This window comes from Actinomadura darangshiensis (genome assembly GCF_004349235.1).
Lineage (GTDB): Bacteria > Actinomycetota > Actinomycetes > Streptosporangiales > Streptosporangiaceae > Spirillospora > Spirillospora darangshiensis.
Genome location: NZ_SMKY01000102.1, coordinates 20,926 through 27,653, shown reverse-complemented (window position 1 = coordinate 27,653; position 6,728 = coordinate 20,926). Strand labels below are relative to the sequence as shown.

General features: G+C 73.8%; 7 protein-coding genes. 4 read left to right on the top strand and 3 right to left on the bottom strand.

Annotated elements, in window-relative coordinates:
- A partial coding sequence (locus E1293_RS22195; RefSeq protein WP_243716394.1) for a hypothetical protein occupies positions 1 to 216 on the top strand: 216 nt, incomplete at its 5' end.
- A 72-nt stretch (positions 217 to 288) separates the two neighbouring features.
- Here the strand turns inward: E1293_RS22195 and E1293_RS22190 are convergent.
- Positions 289 to 1,440: a CU044_5270 family protein gene (locus E1293_RS22190; protein ID WP_132199365.1), complete on the bottom strand. Its 1,152-nt coding sequence runs from the start codon at positions 1,438 to 1,440 to the stop codon at positions 289 to 291.
- Complete coding sequence (locus E1293_RS22185; protein ID WP_243716393.1) at positions 1,437 to 2,003, bottom strand: RNA polymerase sigma factor; 567 nt, start codon at positions 2,001 to 2,003, stop codon at positions 1,437 to 1,439. The genes E1293_RS22190 and E1293_RS22185 overlap by 4 nt, the downstream gene beginning before the upstream one ends.
- 211 nt (positions 2,004 to 2,214) lie before the next feature.
- Here E1293_RS22185 and E1293_RS22180 point away from each other — a divergent pair, with 211 nt between their 5' ends.
- From E1293_RS22180 to E1293_RS22170, 3 genes are read left to right on the top strand one after another with little or no spacing between them, the layout of a single operon-like run.
- Positions 2,215 to 3,408, top strand: a complete 1,194-nt coding sequence (locus tag E1293_RS22180; protein WP_243716392.1) for a PP2C family protein-serine/threonine phosphatase — start codon at positions 2,215 to 2,217, stop codon at positions 3,406 to 3,408.
- Complete coding sequence (locus E1293_RS22175) at positions 3,408 to 5,075, top strand: sensor histidine kinase (protein WP_243716391.1); 1,668 nt, start codon at positions 3,408 to 3,410, stop codon at positions 5,073 to 5,075. Before E1293_RS22180 ends, E1293_RS22175 begins: the two co-directional genes overlap by 1 nt.
- On the top strand, positions 5,068 to 5,505 hold the full coding sequence (locus E1293_RS22170) for a response regulator (RefSeq protein ID WP_132199364.1): 438 nt from the start codon (positions 5,068 to 5,070) through the stop codon (positions 5,503 to 5,505). Before E1293_RS22175 ends, E1293_RS22170 begins: the two co-directional genes overlap by 8 nt.
- Here E1293_RS22170 and E1293_RS22165 read toward each other — a convergent pair.
- Positions 5,489 to 6,715 carry a PP2C family protein-serine/threonine phosphatase gene (locus E1293_RS22165; RefSeq protein ID WP_132199363.1) on the bottom strand — a complete coding sequence of 409 codons (1,227 nt, stop codon included), beginning with the start codon at positions 6,713 to 6,715 and terminating at the stop codon, positions 5,489 to 5,491. The two genes, E1293_RS22170 and E1293_RS22165, sit on opposite strands and share 17 nt — an antisense overlap.
- Positions 6,716 to 6,728 lie beyond the last annotated feature (13 nt).

Below are 6,728 nucleotides of genomic sequence, written 5' to 3'. Positions count from 1 at the left end.
CCGCCCGCCCTCGTCCTGCCGATCGCGGCGAAGGAGGAATGGCAGCCGCCGCCCGTCGCCGAGGTCCTCGCCGTTTACGCCGGGCGCGCGAAGGACTCCGTGACCGCGACCCGCGGCGCCGCCAAGGTGCGGGAAAGCATGAACCGCGCCAGGGCCGCCGCCGCGCAGCGCAGGGCCGCACAGAAAACCGCCCGCAGCACCCCCAAAAGCGCCTGATCACATCTCGGCCACTAACCGGCGCAAGAAGGGACGGCACCGCCCTGAGGCACCGTCCCTTCCGCCCATGGGTCAGCGCGGCTTCGCGTCCGTCCATTCCGTGCTGAGCGTCACGGTGGAGTTCATCGTCCGCCCGGCGGGCAACTGCGCGCCGGCGGCGGGCGCCACCATAATGTTCTGCCCGGCCAGCGCCGTTCCGGACGCCAGATCAATGATCATCTCGTGCCTGATCACCCCCACCGGGGTCTTCTCGTCCACCGCGATGGCGTTCCCGGTGCGCCCCTCCGGGTCGGTGGCCTTCCCGAGCGACTTCACCGCCGGCAGCCCGGCCAGCATCCGGAACCCGGCCGCCCGCACCTCCGGCTTCACCGGCATGTCCATCACCAGCCCGCGCGCCACCGTGTAGAGCCACTCGTCCGACGCCATCGGCGCGTCCGACTCGGTGCCGTGGCCCTCGTACCAGCGCAGCAGCCCCGCCTTGAGCCGCGCCGGGTCGGACGGCAGCGACCGCAGGTCCTTCATGGTCACGTTCCGGCCGAGCCAGAACACCTTGTCCCCGTCCACCAGCGGCGATCCGCTCAGCTCACGGGGCCCGGGGGCGGTCTTCGCGGTGAACCCCTTGAGCCTGCCCGGTGCGCCCGGCGCGACCGGAACCTCCACCTTGAACGCCGCCGGCGATCCGGCCCGCCGCCACGCCTGCGCGTCCGCCTTCGTCGCGGGCCTCGCCCCGAGATCCTGCTGGGCTCCCCACGCCTTACCGCCGGGCCGGCTCGGCGTCCAGCTCTCCGACCGGCTCCGCACCGCGATCGCGTACCGGTCGCCGTCCGAGCCCATCATGTAGGTGTCGGACGAGACCGTCACCTGGTGCCAGTAGGCCCGCATCGTCTCCGGCTGCCGGTCGGCCCTGTCCGCCGCCGTGAGCAGGACGGTCCTCGCGTCGAGCGCGACCGTAGGCGCGCCGCCCCGGTGCGGCTCCGTCCCGTCCCCGCCGGTGGTGATCACCGCGGCGGCGGCGACCGCGCCCGCCGCGACGGCCCCGGCGAGCCCGAGCCCCCACACCGGCCGCACCCGCCGCCCGCGCCCGATCCGCCCGTCTTCCGCCCGCCCGTGTTCCGCGGCCATGGCGCGTGTCAGTTCCGCCCGCCGGACGCCCTCGTCGGCGGGAACGTCCGGGGCCAGCTCAGCGGGCCGGGCCTCCTGGAGCGTCCGCAGCACATCCTTCATGACATCTCCTCGCTAACGATCCCCACCTGCGGACGCGTGCCGCGCGCGCCCTCCGCCTGGCCGTCGGGCGTTTCCGCCTCGGCCGCGCGGAGGAGGCGGCGGCGGGCCCGGTGCAGCCGGACGCGGAGGGCGGCCGGGGAGCAGCCGACGACCTTGGCCGCGTCGCGCGGGGTGAGGCCCTGCCAGGCGATGAGGATCAGGATCTCCCGGTCCCCCTCGGGCAGGGCCGCCATCGCCCGCAGCACCGCGAGCCGCTCCGCCACGTCCTCGGCGATGTCGGTGGCGGGACGCGGCGCCCACCGCCCGAGCTCGGCCGCGAACGACTCGCGCCGCACCTGCGCGCGGTGCCCGTCGCGCAGGACGTTCCGCGCGACGCCGAGCAGCCACGGCAGCGGCGGGTCGGGGACGTCGGCGAGCCGCCGCCACGCCACGGCGAAGGTCTCGCTCACCACCTCGTCCGCGACCTGCCGGCCGGCCCGCGCGGTGGCATACGCCCACACCCGCTGGCGGCACTCGTCGTACATCGCGGTGAAGCGCTGTTCATCGGGGCCCTCGTCTGCCACCGCGTGCTCCTCCGTCCGTCCAGGTGTTCCTGTCACCGGGTAGTGGTCCGGGATGCGGCATCGTTACGCGCACTACGGGCGGTCGGGGTGGCCGCACCTCCTTTTCGGGTGTTTGCTGTGCATCTCAGTGACACGGAGCCCTTAACATTTGCTGGGCAGCAAGGGTTTTCCCGCCGACCTCCCGGGCGCGCCGGACCGAAGGAGCTGAGACATGGCCGCGATGAACAGTCGCGGTGCGGAGCGGCTCCTCGGGGTCGCCGGCTCCCCGCACCTCCTCCTGGTCGAGGACGACCCGGGCGACGCGTTCCTGTTCGAGGAGCTGCTGGCCGAGGCGCAGCCGGGCGTGCGGATCACCGTCGCGACCACGCTGGCCGAGGCCGTCGCCGCGCTCCGCAGCGACATCCAGTGCGTCATCGTCGACCTCTCCCTCCCGGACGCGCAGGGCCTCGACGCCCTCCACCAGGTGCGCGCGCACGCGCCCGCCACCGCCGTCCTCGTGCTGACCGGCCTCGCCGACGCGCACGTCGGGGTGGCCGCCGTCGCCGCCGGCGCGCAGGACTACCTCGTCAAGCAGGACATGGACAGCGCCCTGCTCACCCGGGCGATCAGCTACGCGATCGAGCGCAAGCGCGCCGACGAGTCCGAGCGGCAGCTCGTCGAGGCGCGGGCGCTGAGCCGGGAGAACGCCCGGCTGGAGCGCGGCCTGCTGCCCGTCCCGATCCTGCACGACGCGACGCTGCGGCACCACACCCGGTACCGCCCGGGACGGGACCGGGCCCTGCTCGGCGGCGACTTCCACGACACCGTGCAGACCGCCGACGGCGCCGTCCACGTGGTGATCGGGGACGTCAGCGGGCACGGCGCCGACGAGGCGTCCCTCGGGGTCCGGCTGCGCATGGCGTGGCGGACGCTCGTCCTCGCCGGGCACGCCGGCCCGCGGCTGCTGGACACGCTCGACGCCGTCCTGGAGCACGAGCGGTGGGCCGAGGAGATCTTCACGACCGTCTGCACGCTGACGATCGCGCCCGACCGGCGCAGCGCCCGGATGTACCGGGCCGGGCATCCGCGCCCGCTGCTGTTCGGGCCGGGCCGGGTCGCGGCCGTCCCGGACGACGCGTGCGGCCCGGCGCTCGGGCTGATCCCCGGCGTCGAGTGGCCCGCCTTCGACTTCGAACTCGGTGACTCGTGGACCCTGCTGCTCTACACCGACGGGCTGATCGAGGGCCATGACGGCGACGGGTACCTCGACCTGTCCGGCCTGGTGGAGCTGGCGGCGCTCGCGCACGGCGGCGGGCAGCGCGGGGACGTCCTCGTCGACGGGCTCATCGCGGAGGCGGAGCGGCTGAACGGCGACGTCCTGTCCGACGACCTGGCCGTGCTGCTGCTGAGCCGGGGGGACGGCTGATGCCCGCGCGACCGGAGCCGGTGAAGGTCGGGCAGGAACTGCGGATCCGCGGGCCGGGCGCCGTGCTGCCCGAGGCGGGCATGCCCGCGGGCCACGGGATGGGCCGGGTCCGGCTCGTCCAGATCTACCGGATCGGCGCGTTCGTCCTCGGTGTGCTGCTGCTGGCCGCGTTCACCCAGGCGGGGCTCGCGCTGTACGGGAACAACCAGGCCCGGGACGTCCTCGTCCATCAGGTCGACCCGGCGACGCTGGAGCAGTTCCGGCTGTCCACGGCCGTCACCAACCAGGACACCGCGATCCGCGACTACGCGCAGGACGGCGGGTCCGGCAACGTCGCCGAGTACCGCGCCGCCGTCCGGCAGGAGGCCGACTCCGCGGCGCGGATGCGCCGGCTCCTCGCCGGCGTGCCGGGCCACGCGAACGTCGACCGGCTCATCACCAAGGCCACCGCCGACTCCCGCACCTGGCGGGCCGAGTTCGCCGACCGGGTCGCGGCCGGGCCCGGCGGGCAGGGCATCGAGCCCGACGAGAGCAGGCAGGCGCGGACGCTGCTCAACCGGGCGCGCGGCGACATGACGCCGCTGCAGGCCGGCATCACGAGGCTGCACGACCGGGCCGCCGCGAAACTGGAGTCCCGCGCCGACATCGCGCTGTGGTCGGCGGTCGCCGCGCTCGTGGTGGTGGTCGCCGCCGCGCTGCTGCTCGTCCTGCTGTTCCGCCGGACGGTCCTCACGCCGATGTCGGCGCTGACCGGCCGCGTCCGCGCCGTGTCCCAGGGCGACTTCGGGCACCGCCTCGACGTCCCCGGCCCGGCCGAGATCAACGAGCTGGCGGCGATCATCGACGCGATGCGCGGCCGGATCATCGACGAGTGGCGCGCCAGCGAGGAGAAGACCCGGCGGCTGGACGCGCAGACGGCGGAGCTGAACGAGCAGACCGAGGAGCTGCGCCGCTCCAACGCCGAGCTGGAGCAGTTCGCCTACGTCGCCAGCCACGACCTGCAGGAGCCGCTGCGCAAGGTCGCGAGCTTCTGCCAGATGATCGAGCGCCGGTACGGCGACCAGCTGGACGACCGGGGGCAGCAGTACATCGCGTTCGCCGTGGACGGCGCCAAGCGCATGCAGGCGCTGATCAACGACCTGCTGAGCTTCTCCAGGGTCGGGCGGCTGTCGCGTCCCGAGGAGGCCGTCGACCTCGGCGACGCCGTCCGGCAGGCGCTCGACAACCTGGCGGCGCTGCGGGAGGAGACCGGCGCCGAGGTCGGCGTCCCGGACCTGCCGGCCGTGCCCGGCGACCGCACCCAGCTCGTCCAGCTCTTCCAGAACCTCATCGGCAACGCGATCAAGTTCCGCCGCCCGGACGAGCCGCCCCGCGTCACCATCGGCGCGCGCCGCGCCGGCGACGAGTGGGAGTTCCGCTGCGCCGACAACGGCATCGGGATCGAGCCCCGCTACGCCGACCGCATCTTCCTCATCTTCCAGCGGCTGCACCCGCGCGACGAGTACACCGGGACGGGCATCGGCCTGGCGCTCTGCAAGAAGATCGTCGAGTTCCACGGCGGCCGGATCTGGCTGGACGGCGACGTCGCGGACGGCGCCGGCACGACCTTTCACTGGACGCTGCCGGCCCGGCCGTCCACCACCGACAGCGGAGGCACAGATGATTGAGAGCCCCCATCCCATCGAGGTCCTGCTCGTCGAGGACGACCCCGGGGACGTGCTGCTGACCGTCGAGGCGTTCGAGCACAACAAGGTCAACAACACGCTGCACGTCGTCAACGACGGCGAGCAGGCGATGGCGTTCCTGCGCCAGGAGGGCGAGTACGCCGAGGTCCCGCGGCCCGACCTGGTGCTGCTCGACCTGAACCTGCCGCGCAAGGACGGCCGCGAGGTGCTGGAGGAGATCAAGGACGACGACGACCTGCGCCGCATCCCCGTCGTCGTGCTCACCACGTCCGAGGCGGACGAGGACATCCTGCGCAGCTACAACCTGCACGCCAACGCCTACGTCACCAAGCCCGTCGACTTCGACCAGTTCATCTCCGTCGTCCGGAAGATCGACGAGTTCTTCGTGACGGTGGTCAAGCTTCCCCGCTGACGCCGGAGTCCGGCGGGCGCCCCAGCCAGTCGACGCACACGATCACCGCGTCGTCGACCGGTTCGGTCTCCTCGTGGTAGGCGACGAAATGCCGGACCATGGTGCGGACGGCCTCCGGCGGATCCTGCAACCGGGTCGCGCGCAGGGCCTGGAACAGCGCGGCGTCCCCGTACGGGATCCCGGCCGGGGAGCGGGCGGCGTGCACCCCGTCGCTGACGATGACCAGCCGGTCGCCCGGGTCGACGGTGAACTCCTCGATCGCGTACCGGGTGTCGCCGAACATCCCGAGCGGCATCTGCGCGTCGAAGGCGATGCCGTCCATCGCGCCGCCCCGCATCCGGTAGATCTTCGGCGAGCCCGCGTCGACCACCCGGACCCGCCCGGTGGCCGGCCCGAAGTCCATCAGCAGCGTGGCCACGTGCCGCTCGCCCCGGTACCGGGCGAACAGCGTCTCGTCGGCGAGCGCGGCCTGCTCGGTGATGTCGGCGCCGGACCGGCGGGCGTTGCGCAGCGCGCTGATCGCGAGGTGGGTGAGCGCGGCCGCCTCCGTCCCCGTCCCCATCCCGTTGCTGACGGTCAGCGTGAGCCGGTCCCGGGACGCGGCCCAGTCGAACGCGTCGCCCCACACCGCGTACGCGGGCTCCAGCTGGCCCGCGAACCGGAACTCGGCCGCGTCGTAGGCCAGGGCGGGCAGCAGCTCCCACTGCATCTCGGCGGCCAGCGTCAGCCGCGTCCGGCGCCGGACCCGCCGGTACAGGTCGGTGGCCTGGTCGGCGATCTTCAAGGCGCGGGCGAGGGCGCCGGCGAAGCCGTCCAGCCAGGGCGGGCCGCCTTCGCCCGCGAACCGCACGGACAGGACGCCGAGCCGCTCCCCCTTGACGGTCAGCGGCAGGTGGACGACCCGGCCGTCCTCTTCCAGGACGGTCCGCTGCGACGCGAACGCCCGGCCGGGCGCGGTGTTGTCCACCGGCACGTCGCCGTCGCCGTCGCCATCGTCGCCGCCATCCGCGTCGCCGTCGCCGTCGCCGTCCGGGAGCGTCCGGACGAGGAACGCCTGCCGGTAGTCGACGAGCAGGACCTCGGCGCCGGCGGCGTCCGCATACCGCCTGAGCAGGTCGGCCGCGACGGCGACCAGCTCGTGCGGGTGCGCCGCCCAGATCGCGGCCTCGGCCGCCTCGAACGGGTCGTCGTCCACGGGTTCGCCATGCATCCGAAATCCTCGC

Excerpts from the sequence above, each read along its gene's own strand:
- E1293_RS22165 (WP_132199363.1), bottom strand. The coding sequence starts at position 6,715 with ATGCATGGCGAACCCGTGGACGACGACCCGTTCGAGGCGGCCGAGGCC.
- E1293_RS22180 (WP_243716392.1), top strand. The coding sequence starts at position 2,215 with ATGGCCGCGATGAACAGTCGCGGTGCGGAGCGGCTCCTCGGGGTCGCC.
- E1293_RS22190 (WP_132199365.1), bottom strand. The coding sequence starts at position 1,440 with ATGAAGGATGTGCTGCGGACGCTCCAGGAGGCCCGGCCCGCTGAGCTG.
- E1293_RS22175 (WP_243716391.1), top strand. The coding sequence starts at position 3,408 with ATGCCCGCGCGACCGGAGCCGGTGAAGGTCGGGCAGGAACTGCGGATC.
- E1293_RS22170 (WP_132199364.1), top strand. The coding sequence starts at position 5,068 with ATGATTGAGAGCCCCCATCCCATCGAGGTCCTGCTCGTCGAGGACGAC.